The 14621-nt window shown below is 56.5% G+C and carries 12 protein-coding genes; 11 read left to right on the forward strand and 1 reads right to left on the reverse strand.

Annotation, left to right across the window (positions count from 1 at the left end; translation table 11 throughout):
* Positions 1 to 73: 73 nt before the first annotated feature.
* The 10 genes from VCA57_RS11980 to VCA57_RS12025 all read left to right on the forward strand — a co-directional run bounded on the left by VCA57_RS11980 (position 74) and on the right by VCA57_RS12025 (position 9646).
* Positions 74 to 823 carry an electron transfer flavoprotein subunit beta/FixA family protein gene (locus VCA57_RS11980; protein WP_411185248.1) on the forward strand — a complete coding sequence of 250 codons (750 nt, stop codon included), beginning with the start codon at positions 74 to 76 and terminating at the stop codon, positions 821 to 823.
* Positions 824 to 1753 carry an electron transfer flavoprotein subunit alpha/FixB family protein gene (locus VCA57_RS11985; protein WP_411185249.1) on the forward strand — a complete coding sequence of 310 codons (930 nt, stop codon included), beginning with the start codon at positions 824 to 826 and terminating at the stop codon, positions 1751 to 1753.
* 399 nt (positions 1754 to 2152) lie between these two features.
* Complete coding sequence (locus tag VCA57_RS11990; protein WP_411185250.1) at positions 2153 to 2980, forward strand: substrate-binding periplasmic protein; 828 nt, start codon at positions 2153 to 2155, stop codon at positions 2978 to 2980.
* Positions 2981 to 3010: 30 nt separating this feature from the next.
* Positions 3011 to 3346 carry a DUF4398 domain-containing protein gene (locus tag VCA57_RS11995; protein ID WP_411185251.1) on the forward strand — a complete coding sequence of 112 codons (336 nt, stop codon included), beginning with the start codon at positions 3011 to 3013 and terminating at the stop codon, positions 3344 to 3346.
* A complete protein-coding gene (locus VCA57_RS12000; protein ID WP_411185252.1) occupies positions 3343 to 4155 on the forward strand; it encodes an OmpA family protein in 813 nt (270 codons plus the stop codon). Before VCA57_RS11995 ends, VCA57_RS12000 begins: the two co-directional genes overlap by 4 nt.
* A gap of 229 nt (positions 4156 to 4384) precedes the next feature.
* Positions 4385 to 5824 carry a PLP-dependent aminotransferase family protein gene (locus VCA57_RS12005; protein ID WP_411185253.1) on the forward strand — a complete coding sequence of 480 codons (1440 nt, stop codon included), beginning with the start codon at positions 4385 to 4387 and terminating at the stop codon, positions 5822 to 5824.
* 78 nt (positions 5825 to 5902) lie between these two features.
* A complete protein-coding gene (locus VCA57_RS12010) occupies positions 5903 to 7645 on the forward strand; it encodes a vWA domain-containing protein (protein ID WP_411185254.1) in 1743 nt (580 codons plus the stop codon).
* On the forward strand, positions 7642 to 8223 hold the full coding sequence (locus VCA57_RS12015; RefSeq protein WP_411185255.1) for an RNA polymerase sigma factor: 582 nt from the start codon (positions 7642 to 7644) through the stop codon (positions 8221 to 8223). Before VCA57_RS12010 ends, VCA57_RS12015 begins: the two co-directional genes overlap by 4 nt.
* On the forward strand, positions 8220 to 8987 hold the full coding sequence (locus VCA57_RS12020) for a hypothetical protein (RefSeq protein ID WP_411185256.1): 768 nt from the start codon (positions 8220 to 8222) through the stop codon (positions 8985 to 8987). The genes VCA57_RS12015 and VCA57_RS12020 overlap by 4 nt, the downstream gene beginning before the upstream one ends.
* 149 nt (positions 8988 to 9136) lie before the next feature.
* Positions 9137 to 9646 (forward strand): hypothetical protein, encoded by a 510-nt coding sequence (locus VCA57_RS12025; RefSeq protein ID WP_411185257.1) that lies wholly within the window; start codon positions 9137 to 9139, stop codon positions 9644 to 9646.
* A gap of 18 nt (positions 9647 to 9664) precedes the next feature.
* Here the strand turns inward: VCA57_RS12025 and VCA57_RS12030 are convergent, their stop codons facing one another.
* Entirely contained in the window at positions 9665 to 11488 is a 1824-nt protein-coding gene (locus tag VCA57_RS12030; RefSeq protein WP_411185258.1) for a long-chain-acyl-CoA synthetase, read from the reverse strand.
* A 956-nt stretch (positions 11489 to 12444) separates the two neighbouring features.
* Between VCA57_RS12030 and VCA57_RS12035 the strand changes: the two genes are divergently transcribed.
* Positions 12445 to 14607 carry a methyl-accepting chemotaxis protein gene (locus VCA57_RS12035; RefSeq protein ID WP_411185260.1) on the forward strand — a complete coding sequence of 721 codons (2163 nt, stop codon included), beginning with the start codon at positions 12445 to 12447 and terminating at the stop codon, positions 14605 to 14607.
* The last annotated feature ends 14 nt before the right edge of the window (positions 14608 to 14621 follow it).

Genomic DNA, 14621 nt, shown 5'->3' on the forward strand with positions numbered 1-14621 from the left:
CCGGCCGGTTTGCAGTTCCCGCCATGTTCGCTTCTGGCGACATTCTTATTCACCGGAGAGTAACGAGGAATCCATGAAGGTTCTTGTAGCTGTCAAACGAGTGGTCGACTACAACGTCAAAGTGCGCGTCAAAGCGGACAACAGCGGCGTTGATCTTGCCAACGTCAAGATGTCGATGAACCCTTTCTGCGAAATCGCCGTGGAAGAAGCTGTACGCCTTAAAGAGAAGGGCGTTGCGAGCGAGATCGTTGTCGTAACCATCGGCCCAACCACTGCTCAAGAGCAACTGCGTACCGCGCTGGCGCTGGGCGCTGATCGTGCCATTCTGGTCGAATCTGCGGACGAGCTGAACTCTCTGGCTGTGGCCAAGCTGCTTAAAGCAGTGGTCGATAAAGAGCAACCGCAGTTGGTGATCTTGGGCAAACAAGCCATCGACAGCGACAACAACCAGACTGGCCAGATGCTCGGTGCCCTGACAGGCTTCGCCCAAGGTACTTTCGCCTCCAAGGTCGAAGTCGCCGGTGACAAGGTCAACGTGACCCGTGAAATCGACGGCGGTCTGCAAACCGTTGCGTTGAACCTGCCGGCGATCGTGACCACCGACCTGCGTCTCAACGAGCCGCGTTATGCGTCGCTGCCAAACATCATGAAAGCCAAGAAGAAGCCGCTGGAAACTGTCACCCCGAGCGATCTGGGTGTTTCCACTGCTTCCACTGTGAAAACCCTGAAAGTCGAAGCGCCTGCTAGCCGCAGTGCCGGCATCAAGGTCAAGTCCGTGGCTGAACTGGTCGAGAAACTGAAGAACGAGGCGAAGGTAATCTAAATGACTATCCTGGTTATCGCTGAACACACCAATGCCGCCCTGGCTCCTGCCACGCTGAACACCGTGGCTGCTGCCGCGAAAATCGGTGGCGACATCCACGTTCTGGTTGCGGGTGCCGCTTGCGGTGCAGCTGCCGAAGCTGCTGCCAAAGTTGCTGGCGTTACCAAGGTGCTGGTTGCTGACAATGCTGCTTTTGCGCATCAGCTACCGGAAAACGTTGCGCCGTTGGTTGCCGAGCTGGGTGCTGGTTACAGCCACATCCTGGCTGCTGCTACCTCCAACGGTAAAAACATCCTGCCGCGCGTTGCTGCGCAGCTAGATGTTGATCAGATCTCCGAGATCATCTCCGTTGAAAGCGCTGACACCTTCAAGCGCCCGATCTACGCCGGTAACGCTATTGCCACCGTGCAATCGTCTGCTGCCGTTAAAGTCATCACCGTGCGTAGCACTGGTTTTGATCCGGTTGCCGCTGAAGGCGGTTCTGCGGCGGTTGAGGCTGTTGCTGTTGGCGGCGACGCTGGCAAGTCGGCTTTCGTCGGTGAAGAACTGGCCAAGTCTGATCGCCCTGAACTGACAGCTGCGAAAATCGTCGTTTCCGGCGGTCGTGGCATGCAGAACGGTGACAACTTCAAGCACCTGTACGCCCTGGCTGACAAGCTGGGCGCGGCTGTGGGTGCCTCGCGCGCTGCAGTTGACGCAGGTTTCGTACCGAACGATATGCAGGTCGGTCAGACCGGCAAGATCGTTGCGCCGCAGCTGTACATCGCCGTTGGTATTTCCGGCGCGATCCAGCACTTGGCTGGTATGAAAGACTCCAAAGTGATCGTTGCGATCAACAAGGACGAAGAAGCGCCGATCTTCCAAGTGGCCGATTACGGCCTGGTGGCAGACCTGTTTGAAGCTGTACCTGAGTTGGAAAAACTGGTTTAAGCCAGTCTCCCAGCACTGAAAAAACCGCTCATTGAGCGGTTTTTTTCTGTCTGTTGTTTACGCTGGATCTCTAGCTCTAGGCTAAAAGCACCAGCATGCTATTAGTCACTAAGTTTGGTAGCTCGAAGGCATTCATTCGGCGGATTGGAGTGCTAGCAAGCGAACGGCGGCTATTGTGTTGTTGGCAGCCAAACCTTGTGCGCTGCTTGACTGCCTTAGCCACAATGAATGTTAAGATCGCTGTAGTTATCTGCTTGAGATTCCCCCCGTCCGCGATCAGTTTTTCATGAAGGGTCGTTATCGCGAATTAGTATGAATGCGTATTAAGCTAGCATGAGCGTAATTTTCCCCGCCCTGCGTGTGCAGGTGCCCATTCAAGGTTAAGTCGAGACACTGCCAATGTTTGAGCGTGTTTTACCCAAGTCGTTTTTGCTCCTGTTCGGCTGGCTGCTAATGCCGGCTTTGGCGGTTGCCACCGGCAAATGTGAGCGTTTGGTGGCGACGGGTAATCCGGAGTATCCACCTTATCTCTGGCGTGATCCGCAGAATCCGCAGAAGTTGATTGGAGCCAATGCCGATTTGTTACAGCACCTGGCCAAAGAGCTGGGTGTTGCGGTGGACATCATCTATACCGGGCCTTGGTCGCGCGCTCAGGATGAGGTTAGAACCGGTCGTGTTGACCTTGTTGCAGGTGCTTTTCTGACGTTGCCGCGTTTAGGGGCGATGGACTATGTGCATCCGGCGTTCTATTCCACACCTGCCGTGGTGTGGGTGCACCGTGGTTCAGAGTTCCCCTATGCGGGTTGGGAAGACTTGCGCGAGCGCACTGGCGATACCTTGGTCAATAATAGTTTTGGTGAGCAATTTGATACTTACGCCAAGAGCAATCTGACGCTAGAGGGCGTTTCTAGCCTGAGCCAGGCTTTTCACAAGCTGTTAAAGGGACGTACAGACTACGTCTTGTATGAGCGCTATCCCGGCCAGGCGGTAGCCGACAGCCTCGGCATACAGGACGATCTGCTGATACTAGATCCGCCGATTTCCAGTGAAGGGTTGTACTTGGCGGTGTCGCACAACTCTTCCTGTAATGACCCTTGGTTACGCGGCATGCTTGCGCAGAAAATGACTGAAGCAGTCGCCAGTGGTTTACCGGATGCCTTGCTGCAACGCAATTTGCTGCTCTGGAAAGAACAACAGCCCACCCCCGTTGGTGAGGCTAAACAGTAGGTGATTTCTGTGATTTATCGATGTATCTGCATGGCCATGTTGCCGCTCATGCTCAGTGCTTGCGCATCCGATCCTGCGCCCGATGAGCAGTTGCGCCTGAGTGAACAGGCGCTTAGTCAGGCTAAAGCGTTGGGCGTATCTGCTGAGCAATCGGCTTCGCTGCGTCTGGCCGAAGAGAAATTCGCCTTGGCACAAGCGGCCATGACGGACGAGGACTACAAGCAGGCTCGTGTGCATGCCGAACAAGCTGAGTTGGATGCGCGCTTGGCAGAAGCCGAGCATCTGACAGCAAAGAGTCAGCAACAGCTTGTCGAGTTAAACAATGCTATCAACCGTTTGCGTAAACAGCTGGGAGGCCTGCAATGAAGTCCTCTGTGAAAGTTTGCGCGATTACTCTGGGCATTTTCTTGTTGAGCGGTTGTGCCGCGTCGCACAGCTCCAGTGAGCAAGCATTGGAAGCCGCTCACAGCGCCTTCCAGCGGGTCAAGGAAGATGCTGATGTATTGCGCAGTGCACCCAAGGATCTGATCCGCGCGGGCGAGTCACTGGCTAAGGCTGATCGTTTGTCGAGTTACTGGGGCAGTGCCGATGATGTGGTGCATTACGCCTATCTCAGCCAGCAGTACAGTGCCATTGCCGAACAGAAGAGTGCGCTTAACCTGAATCAGGAGCGTGCAGCCAAGCTGGAGCTTGAACGCCAGCGCCTGCAACTGGCACTGCGCGAGGCAAAGTTGCTCAGTGCGCAGGATCAGAGCAATTGGCTTGAGGAGCAAATCGTCAGCTTGGCTACCACGCAGAGCGAGCGCGGTCTGGTAATGACCTTGGGCGATGTACTGTTTGATGCCGGGCACACTGATTTGAAAGGCTCGGCCAATCGCACCGTGCTCAAGCTGGTGCAGTTTCTGCAGCTCAACCCACGCCGCATAGTGCGTATTGAGGGCTATACCGATAGTCGTGGTGATGCTCAGGAGAACCTCGAGCTTTCCCGTGCCCGTGCTCAAGCGGTTGCTGATGTACTGGTCGATCTAGGCATCGATGCGAAGCGCATTGAGGTGCAAGGTCATGGAGAGAACTTTCCGGTCACTGAGAATGCGTCGGCCAAAGGCCGTGCACAGAATCGCCGGGTCGAGATCGTATTTTCTGATGAGCAAGGCAATCTTGGCTCAGTGCGCTGAATCATAAACAGTTTAAAAACCCCGGATAACCGGGGTTTTTATTGTTTGTCACTCCTGCTGCTGCCTTTGCAGTCTGTCGCTCGCACGGATACTGAACCACAGCACCTGCTGATCAACGGGTACAGTCCTGGCGATTTGGCACTGTATCGTCCACAATTTATTGCACTGTACCGGTGCAATTTAAATAAGCCGGTTTACTGTTACGGTTCAGTCAAGCAGGAACGCGGTTATGACCAGTCTGTTGCTTTATCAGCGCATTGCCCAGCAACTGGCGGAAGACATTCGCCGTGGCGTTTACCAACCGGGTGAGCGCGTACCCTCGGTGCGCAAGATGAGCGCGCAGCTCAGCGTCAGCCATGCTTCTGTGTTGCAGGCCTACGCCAACTTGGAAGATCAGGGGCTGATTCGTGCTCGGCCGCAGTCTGGCTTCTATGTGCATCAGACTCCAGCCTTGACTGCGCCGACTCCGGATATTGCTCGGGTCGAGCGCCCAGGGTTGGTCACCCGCAGCAGTATCATCAATCAGGTGCTTACCGAGTCGCGCCGTGAAGGTGTGTTCCCGCTGGGCGCAGCAGTACCGCATGTGGATTACTTGCCAGTGCGCGCGTTGCACCAGCAGTTGGCCAAGGTCACGCGTTTTCACAGTGCGCGCGCTTTCAGCTACATGTTCAGCCCGGGCTTTGAACCGCTGCGGCGTCAGGTGGCGATTCGCATGCGCGACGCCGGTGTAGTGGTTGATCCGAGCGAAGTAGTAATCACCCATGGCTGTGTCGATGCTTTGCAGATGAGCCTGCGCGTGTTGACCAAGCCGGGCGACCTGATCGCCACCGAGTCGCCGACCTATTACGGTCTGCTGCAGTTGGCTGACCTGCTCGGCCTGAAAGTTATCGAAATCCCCAGCGACCCGGATACGGGAATCAGCCTGGAAGCGTTGCAACTGGCGGCCAACCAGTGGCCGATCAAGGCGCTGGTGCTCACTGCGCGCTTGAGTAACCCGTTGGGCGGCACCATTCCTGAGCCGCGTCAGCGCCAATTGCTGCGCTTGGCCAGTGATTACGATATTCAGATTGTCGAAGACGATATCTACGGCGAGTTGCTGTTCGAACAAGGCCCGACCAAGTCGCTCAAGTCGCATGATCGCGAGGGGCGGGTGGTGTATTGCTCGAGTTTCTCGAAAACCCTTTCACCCGGCGTGCGTATCGGTTGGATTATTGCCGGTAAGTATCAGGATGAGATCCAACGTCTACAGACCTTCAGCACCCACTCGGCGTGCAGCGTGACGCAAATGGCCGTGGCGGCTTATCTGGAGAACGGCGGTTATGACCGCCACCTGCGCTTTATCCGTCAGGAGTACCGCAAGAATCTCAGCGCCTTCCAGTTGGCGGTGCAGAAGTATTTCCCCGAAGGGACGCAGATGAGCCGGCCCAAGGGAGGCTTTATTCTCTGGGTCAGCTTGCCGGCACGGGTTAACACCAAAGACCTGCATGTCAGTGCCTTGCAGCAGGGCATCAGCATCGCCCCGGGGCTGATTTTCAGTAATACCGAGCAGTTCAATCACTGCATCCGCCTGAACTGTGGCATTCCATGGAATCGCGAAGCCGAGCGTGCCTTGATGACCCTGGGCATGCTGGCCGGACAGCTGTGTCAGGAAGCGACTGCCAGTTTTTAATCAGGTTTTAACCCGACTCATCACCGCGCTGCGTCTACCTGAGCGAATGGTTTATTCGATCGCTCAGGAGCCACGCCCATGTCCGCTTACCCCGTTTTGTTTACCCGTCCTTTGCTTGCCGTTTTTGCCGCTGGCGTACTGATTAGCCTGGGTGCTTGCAGCGCCGCCAATCCGGATGCTCCAGTCAAGGCTGCTGCCGGTCCAGCGCTAAGCGATCAGGCGCATGACCTTGAGCGTGCTGTGTTGCATGAGCAACTGGCCGCACCCGCTGAGTTACAACGCAAACATGCGGTTGTAGGCATGGTGATGCCTAGCGTGGCCTATGCACCAATGCCGATGTCCGTGCAGGCTGATGCTTTGCCGCCTGGCTACCGTGACGAGGACCGCGAGCAATACCAAAAGCTGGCTGACAACCCGGTACACGCCGTCGCCGAGACGCCCGTGTCGACCTTCAGTATCGATGTGGATACAGGCAGCTACGCCAATGTGCGGCGCTTCCTCAATGGCGGACAACTGCCGCCGCAGGATGCGGTGCGCCTAGAGGAGCTAGTCAATTACTTCCCCTATGCCTACCCGCTGCCGAAGGGTGATCTGCCGTTTGGCGTGCACACCGAGCTGGCGGCCACACCGTGGAACCCTGAAAGCCGCCTGTTGCGTATCGCTATTAAAGCGTCAGACCTGCGAGTCGATGAGTTGCCGCCGGCCAATCTGGTATTTCTGGTGGATGTTTCTGGCTCGATGGATCGCCGCGATGGTTTGCCGCTGGTGCAGAGCACGTTAAAGCTGCTGGTTGAGCAGTTGCGCGGTCAGGACAAAGTGTCGCTGGTGGTCTACGCCGGTTCCTCCAGTGTAGTGTTGGAGCCAACTGCTGGTAGCGAGAAAGCTAAGATTCGCGCCGCTATCGACCAGCTCTCGGCGGGTGGCTCGACGGCCGGAGAGTCGGGTATTCAACTGGCTTACCAGCAGGCGCAACAGGGTTTTATTGACGGCGGTATCAACCGCATTTTGCTGGCCACCGATGGTGATTTTAACGTTGGCATCAGTGATTTCGAGACGCTCAAGCAGCTGGCTACGGATAAACGCAAGACTGGCGTATCGCTGACTACGCTCGGCTTTGGTACCGACAACTACAACGAGCAGTTGATGGAGCAGTTGGCCGATGCCGGTGATGGTAACTACGCCTATATCGACAACCTGCGCGAGGCGCGCAAGGTGCTGGTCGATCAGCTCAGTTCGACTCTTGCGACTGTGGCTAGCGATGTGAAAATTCAGGTCGAGTTCAACCCGGCTGAGGTCAGCGAGTATCGCCTGCTGGGTTACGAGAACCGCGCGCTAAAGCGTGAGGATTTCAGCAACGACAAGGTCGATGCCGGCGAAATTGGCGCAGGCCATACGGTAACCGCCCTGTATGAAGTGGTGCCGGTTGGCGGCAAGGGCTGGTTGGAGCCACTGCGCTATCAGGCCGCAGCAAAAACCGACCGCAAAGCGGGCGAACTGGCCTGGCTGCGCATTCGCTACAAGGCACCGGGGCAGGCTGTCAGCAAATTGCTGGAGCAACCGATTCAGGCCTCTGCTGTACCTGCAATCAGCCAGGCCAGCGAAGACCTGCGCTTTGCCGCCGCTGTGGCCGCCTTTGCCCAGCAGCTCAAGGGTGAGACTTACACCGGGCGCTTTAGCCTGGCTGATAGCGCTGAGCTGGCGCGCAATGCCAAGGGCGATGATCGCTTTGGCCTGCGTGCCGAGTTTGTGCAACTGGTGGAACTGGCGCAGAGCCTGCAAACTGCGCCGACCCGTTCAACTACCGCACGAGTACAGCAGTGAATCGACCCCTCACGGATGACGACGCCGCCTTGTTGCGGCGCTACCGCCGCGGTGATGCAACGGCTTTCGCCGAGTTGTACCAGCGCCACCGGCTCGGCTTGTTCCGCTTTCTCCTTGGCCTGTGCGGTGATCACGCGCTGGCCGAGGAGGTGTTTCAGGACACCTGGATGAGCCTGATCCGCAGTCAGAGCGAGCAGCGCGAAGCCGTGCAGTTCAAAACCTGGCTGTATCAGATTGGCCGCAACCGGTTGATCGATCATTGGCGCAAGCACGGTCGGCATCAGGCGGGGCATGATGAATATGATGAGCAACAACATGCCCCGCACGACCCGCAACCGAACCCAGAGCAACAGCTCAGCCTGAGCCGCGATCAGCAGCGATTGCAGGCCGCTTTGGCCGACTTGCCAGCAGAGCAGCGTGAAGTGTTTCTGTTGCGCGCCCACGGGGATATGGAGCTGGCCGATATCGCCGAGCTGACCCAGATACCCGCCGAAACGGTGAAAAGCCGTTTACGTTATGCCCTGCAGAAGTTACGTCGGCTGCTGGCTGACCCGGCCGCCGAGGAGTTGTCCGTATGAAGCACGATCCACACATGCCTGATGAGCAGGAACGGCAGATGCTTGAGCACTTCCGTCAGCACAGCAGTGGTGAACCCAGTGCGCAGCTGGATGCACAGATTCTCGCGGCAGCCAGTGCTGCAGCGCGCCGCACCACTGCAGCCGAGCCCCGGCCGAGCCTGGGCGCGCGGTTGCACCGTTGGTTATTCGGCGCAGGCGGTCGGCAGCGTTGGTCGGTCGCGTTGGCTGGGGTTGCCTGCCTGGGCATCGGCGTGAGCCTGACCTGGCGCACAGTCGAGCAGGCACCGAATGCATTTGATGCGGTGCCACGTGGCGCGCCTATGGCTCCGGCCGCTGCCAAGATGGCACCGCAGTCGGTGCCGGTACCCGCACCGTTGGCGGAATCTGCTGCGCTTGCTGATGAGCTGCAGCGTTCGCGGGCGGCGCAGCCTGCACCGCAGATCCAGAACTACAGTGCCGATGCCGCCAAGACCGAGAAGAAGCGTTCGGCTGACGTCGGCAACTCACGGTTGCGTGAAGAAGCGGCGGTCGATACTTTGCCTGAGCAGCTACCACAAGCAGCCCGCGCACCTGCCGTGCAAACCCGCGAAAAAGTTGCGGGCAGTCAGGCCAAGCAGCCACTGCGCAGCGAGTTACAACGGCTGCTCAAGCTGCGTCAGGATGGTTGGACGGATGAGGCCGATGTCTTGCTGCTACAGCTGATGCGTGAGTACCCGGAGTTGGATATCAACGCGCAGTTGCAGCAGTTACAACAGGCGGACTGAGTCGCCAAGACGGATATTTGGCGACCGTCGCAAGCGATGGTCGTCGGGCCGTTTCATCATCTTGTTACCTGCGGTACAGATTGCAGGCTTGCCAGTGGCGCTAGGCTGGGGCGAGCATAGCGGCTTGTATCTCTGCCTTTGTATCTGCCATGACCTCTATTCGAAGCCTCGCGCTGCTGCTGGCATTACTGTCAGTCGCCGCTTGTGAGCAATCCGCTAACCCGCCTGAGCAAGCCAAACAGCCTGCCGTGCAGGAGCATTCCACTAAGGCCGCGCCTGCCGAGAAACCCCTCGCAAGCAAGCCTTCCGCCAGTAAGCCAGACCCTGCTGCCGCCGCTGTGCGCCCGCTCAAGCAACAGAGCAACACAGCAAGCAAATCCTCAACTGCTCCGGCCAAGCCCAAAGCCCCTGCGCTTGTCAGTGCGCCGGTGTTCAAAGCTCCGCTAGACCTAAGCCTGCCTGCTGAGGCGCTTCAATCATTGCCGCCGCAAGAGCCATTCAACGATCAAACGTCGTCGCTGTTGCCGCCGCTGTTTGCTGAGAAGCCTGCCGCTGAAAGCTCCTTCCAGCTCAATGGCAAGCTGATCACCAATGAGCGCGGTGATGAATATTGGCAGTCAGTCGAAGGTGCGGAACTGCAATTCGAGTTCAAGCAGTAGCGGGTTTATTACCGTCAATCAGAAACGATAGGTTTGCTGAGCGATAGCGCCAAACAGTGCGTCATCCATTGGGGTAAAGCACTGCTCGCCGGGCAGGCGTACCCACAAGGGTTCCTGCACAGCTGTGGGGTTGTAGGCCGCCTGCTTCAGATCCGCTTTCTTGTATTTGAAGGTGCCAGTTGTTTCCACCTCGCCGAGCAGGCGGATAAATAGCGGCGCAGCATAAGCTGGCAATTCGGCATCTAGGTGCGCGGCGAGGGCGCTTGCGTCCAGCTGCTGGCCTTCGCTGAGGCGCAGCGCGGCCATGCCGCAACGGCCGCTGGTGCCAGGGATTTCGACGCCGTAGACCACCGCATCTTCAACGCCGCAAAAGGCTCCCAGAACGTTCTCCACCTCGGTGGTCGAAACGTTCTCGCCCTTCCAGCGGAAGGTGTCACCGAGGCGATCAACGAACTGCGCGTGGTTGCAGCCGATATCGCGCATCAGATCGCCGGTGTTGAACCAGGCATCGCCTTTCTTGAACACATTACGCAGGACCGCCGCTTCGCTCTTGGCCGGGTCGGTGTAGCCGTCAAATGGCCACTTGGCGCTGATCTCGCTGATTAACAGGCCGGGCTCGCCTTTGTTGGCTTTCTGCAGGAAGCCCTTGGCGTTGCGAATGGCGCAGTCGTTCTCCAGGTCGTAGCGCACGATGGCATAAGTGGCGGGGGAGAAGCCCACGGTATTGTCGAAGTTGAAGACGTTGGTAAAACCGATATTGCCTTCGCTGGAGGCGTAGAACTCGGTGATCTGCTCGACCCCGAAACGGCTCTTGAACTCAGCCCAGATTGAGGGACGCAGACCGTTGCCGATCATGCAGCGCAGGCTGTTGTTCTTTTCTGCCGGAGTCTCTGGCTGGTTAAGCAGATAGCGGCACAGCTCACCGATATAGCCGAAACAGGTGGCCTGATAACGCTGCACATCCGGCCAGAAGGCGCTGGCGGAGAACTTGCGGCGCAGGGCGATGGCCGCACCACCGGCCAGAGCCGCGCTCCAGCATACGGTCACGGCATTGTTGTGATAGCAGGGCAGGGTTAGGTACAGCACGTCCTTATTGTTTAAGGTCAGGCCGGAGTGACCAAAGCCGCCGTAGGCCTTGATCCACTTACCGTGGCTCATGATTGAGGCTTTCGGTAAACCGGTGGTGCCAGAGGTGTAAATCAGAAAGCAGGGGTCTTTCATCTTTACCCTGGTGCTGTCGGGTAGGTTGTCACTGGCCTGGCTGCGCGCCAGTTGCATCAGGTTGAGCCAGTCGTCGGGTGCCTGGCCTACGTCGCTCAGGCAGTCCTGGTCGGCGATCCAGTAGCGCGCCGGATGGTTATGCAATTGCTCGTTGATTTCGCCGTAAGCCTCCAGCAGCTCTGCGCCAATCACCACAAAGCCCGGGTTTACCAGATTAAGGCTATGCGCCAAGACCTTGCCGCGCTGGGTAGTGTTGATCAGCGCGGCAACCGCTCCGAGCTTGCTCAGCCCGGCGAGGATTGCCAACTGCTCCAGGCGGTTTTCCAGCATTACCGCGACCACGCTGCCATGGCGCACACCCTCGGCTTTAAAGGCCCAGGCCAGGCGATTAGCCCAGGCGTTGAACTGGGCATAGCTGAGGCGACGTGATTCATCGAGTAGGGCTGGGCGCTCGGGATGCTGTTGCGCCGCGCGCTCCAATGCCCAGGCGAGCGAAAGATGTTTTTCGCGGTTACGAATACCGGCGTAATACAAACCACGCAGCATGCGCGGCACACGTGGCAAGTGCAGGGGCAGGCGGCTGAGAAAACGTAACGGGGAAATCAGGTCGGCTTGGCTCATGGCTCTCGCGCTGTTGTGGTTACAGTATCGATGGCAACGTGGACACGCCTTGGACTCTAAGGGGTGAGCTAGATCGAGTTAATGACCTTTGCGCGCGACACGTCAGGCAGATCGGCAAATGTCACGCCGCTCTAACCGCTGGCGGCGACGAGCCGGCGACCTTATCCCCAATTCAGGTGGTTTCAGGTTTCTATAGAGGGTGCCCGCGCAGCAGGGCAAGCAGTGCTCTTTGCCGAGCAAGTGTTGTTTGCGATATTAGCTGGCGCTGTTCACCGGCAATCTGGATTAGCCAATTAACCTGCGCCGAATCGCTCGATGTGCGATGTGTTTTTCTGGCGGCTGATTATTTATTCCCTAGATGTTAGGTGCTTGTGGAGATGAATATCATTTGGGTGGATGACGGTATTATAGAAAATAAAACTAAAGTACTACGACTAATGGACGTGCTTTGTGGCTTTTGTGTGAATTGTACTTTTGCTGAAGTAACTATTTTTTTGTTATGGGTATTGTGATTTTGCTAAAGGTTCGCTGTGTTAGGCAATAAACTCCGCATTTCACATTTTTTTCACACTCTGGAAAATATTATGAGAATTAGTTGGGTGTGAATTTTTAGGGCTTGAAGCTTGCAGCGTTGTAATGTTTTTTTTGCTGTGTGTCTTTGTGAGTTTAAACTCTTGATAATCTGATTTTGTCGTTAATAAGAATTTCTTGCGGCAGAGAATTATATTGCTCCAGAAGTAAGCGCCTCGCCGTATGGCAATGCTTTCTCCCTTGTCGTGGTTATTGGTTTTTGCCCACACAGCGCATTGTGGGCAATTGTCTGATTCTGTGAGGTTGCAGAGGCAGGCAATAAGCGTGAGCGCTAAATAATAATCTAATAGTTCCTTGCCGCGTGATGTGAAAATAAACACAGCCGTCTATGACGCCAGCATAAGATAAAGTGAGCAGAGGCTATTATGAAATTAAAATCACTGCAGGCGCGGGTTTGCGTTACCGCGGGTATATGTCTGTTTTTTTCGTCAGCCAGTTTAGTTGTTTATGGATTGTTCAGCACTCGCGCTAATGAACAATTTGTCTCTACGGAAGTGTCCGCGCTGGTTGAAAAAACGACGATTCGCGAGATTCAAAATTTGGCCGAGTCGCGCGCTAATGCTATTCAGGCAAAATTGCAAAATGCACTGGATGCAGCGCGCACTATGGCGAATACGTTTGCCGCCAGTAAAACTGCAGAAAACCCACTGGCATTGGGTCGTGAGCAAATTAACAGCATATTGCTCAGCGTTCTGAAAGATAACCCTGAATTCAACGGCACCTATTCAGCTTGGGAGCCTGATGCAGTTGATGGCGCGGATCAGTCCTTCCATAACCTGCAAGATGGCAGTAATCCTCAGACCGGTCGCTTTACGCCGTACTGGACGCGTAGTGCCGACGGGAAAATTGCTGTGCAGCCGCTGGTTGAGTATGACTCCCAGGAAAAACATCCCAACGGCGTGCCGAAAAGTGGCTGGTACAGCGGGCCGCGTGAAACCCTGCGGGAAAGTGTATTGGACCCTATTCCGTATGTGGTCCAGGGGAAAAGCGTATGGCTAACCACCTTGTCGGTTCCCATCGTGGCCAATAACAAGTTTTACGGCGTGGTCGGAGCAGACTTCGATATCGCATTTATTCAGAAACTCAGCGAGCAGATGGCCGCAGAACTATACGACGGCAAGGGCTCGGTATCGATTTTGAGTAACCAAGGGTTGGTGGTTGCGGATAGTCAGCACACCGATCTTATTGGGCAGCCCATCAAAGCGTTATTGCCTGGCACTTGGCAGAAGGTTCTCGGTGATATTCAGAGCAATCGTGGTGATGGTTTGTTCAACCAGGAGACGCAGAACATTGAAGTGTTGATGCCTATTCAGCTTGGGCGCACTGGCAAACCTTGGGCTGTGCTGATTCGTCTGCCTAAGGCCGTGGTTATGCAGCAGGCGATTAGCTTGGAGAATGAGCTGCAGGCCCGCAGCACCAGTAACACCTCCTGGCAAATCGCGGTGGGGCTGGCCATTTCTCTATTAGCCTTGGCAGCCTTGTGGTTAGCCGTTGGCAAAATCGTCGGGCCGATCCGTGAGGCCGCAGCGTTGGCAGCAAATATTAGCTTGGGTGATTTCTCCCACCGCCTGGTGCAGAAGTCCGAGGATGAAGTCGGTCAGTTGTCGTCCGCCCTGAACGATATGTCTGAAAGCCTGCAACGCCAAGTAAGGGTTGCCGAGCGCATTTCCGAAGGCGATCTGGATCTACAGGTCACGCTGTCCTCGCCGGGCGACAGCCTTGGCAAGTCATTGGAGAAAATGGTCAGCAACTTGAATAACCTGATCAGTGAGGTGCAGGTCAGTGCCACGCAAATCACCGGTAGCTCAGCGCAGGTCACCGAGTTGAGTCAGTCGCTGTCAGATGGCGCGGCCAACTCGGCATCCTCGATCACTGAAATCAGCGCCGTGATGACGCAGATGGCCGCTCAGACCACGGATAACTCTGCCAATGCCAAAAAAGCTGACGATCAATCTCAGGCGTCGCGGGCTGACGCCGGGGAAAGTGACAAGCTGATGCAGGAGTTAATTGCAGCCATGGGCGAAATCGATAATTCCGGTAAGGACATTACCGCCATCATCACCACCATCGACAACATTGCCGCGCAAACCAATCTGTTGGCGTTGAACGCGGCGATTGAGGCAGCCAGGGCCGGTGAACTTGGCCGTGGTTTTGCCGTAGTGGCTGATGAGGTGCGTAGTCTGGCCGCGCGCAGTGCCGAGGCCGCTAAGCAGACGGCAGCGCTGATTGCGGATTCATCAGTCAAAACACAACGTGGGATGATCATCGCGAGCCGCACGGCCGAGTCGCTGAAAAGTATTGTCAGCGGCACCAGTGCGGTATCCAGCCTGGTTTCGCTAATTTCTCAGGCGTCCAGCGAGCAAGCGTCCGGTTTGCAGCAGGCGAGCATCGGCCTTGAGCAGATCGATGAAGTGACGCAGAGAAATCAACAGAACTCACACGAGTGCGCGGTATCTGCCAGAGCGCTGTCGGACCGGGCATCGCTGATGCAACGCAGCCTGAGTCGCTTCAAGGTTAAACAGGCTTAGCGCTCGAGCTGTTC

This window comes from Pseudomonas sp. (assembly GCF_046581935.1).
Lineage (GTDB): Bacteria > Pseudomonadota > Gammaproteobacteria > Pseudomonadales > Pseudomonadaceae > Aquipseudomonas.